This window comes from Microvirga sp. P4_G7 (assembly GCF_056401005.1).
In genome coordinates this window covers 1-719 of sequence record NZ_JBFUKD010001095.1, presented here as the reverse complement: position 1 = coordinate 719, position 719 = coordinate 1, and the positions used below count along the sequence as shown (strand labels likewise).

The following is a 719-nucleotide window of genomic DNA, read 5'->3' as shown; positions in this document are numbered from 1 at the left end:
GCTCGGACGCGCCAAGCGCATCCGCATCGAGAAGGAAAACACCACGATCATCGACGGCGCCGGCAAGAAGRASGACATCGARGCRCGCGTKGSSCAGATCAAGGCGCAGATCGARGAAACCACTTCGGACTACGATCGTGAGAAGCTCCAGGAGCGTCTCGCCAAGCTCGCAGGCGGCGTCGCGGTCATCCGCGTCGGCGGCGCGACCGAAGTCGAGGTGAAGGAGAAGAAGGATCGCGTCGACGACGCTCTGAACGCCACCCGCGCTGCGGTGGAAGAAGGCATCGTTCCCGGCGGCGGCATCGCGCTTCTGCGGGCCAAGGCTGCGGTCGCGAAGCTCAAGACCGAAAACCCCGACGTCCAGGCCGGTATCAACATCGTCCTGCGCGCTCTCGAAGCTCCGATCCGTCAGATCGTCGAGAACGCCGGTGTCGAAGGCTCGATCGTGGTCGGCAAGATCACCGAGAACAAGTCGCCGACCTTCGGCTTCAACGCGCAGACCGAAGAATACGTAGACATGCTTCAGGCCGGTATCGTCGATCCGGCGAAGGTCGTCCGCACCGCGCTCCAGGACGCAGCCTCGGTTGCCGGCCTTCTCGTCACGACCGAAGCCATGGTCGCCGAGCTGCCGCGCAAGGAATCCGCTCCGGCCATGCCGGGCGGCGGCGGCATGGGCGGCATGGACTTCTAAGTCCATAAAAGGCCGCCCATCCTATGGG

At 64.4% G+C, this 719-nt stretch carries 1 protein-coding gene; it reads left to right on the top strand.

The window, feature by feature from the left end; genetic code table 11:
- On the top strand, positions 1 to 691 hold a 691-nt coding region (locus AC1DT3_RS23240), incomplete at its 5' end, for a TCP-1/cpn60 chaperonin family protein (RefSeq protein ID WP_477467514.1).
- Positions 692 to 719 lie beyond the last annotated feature (28 nt).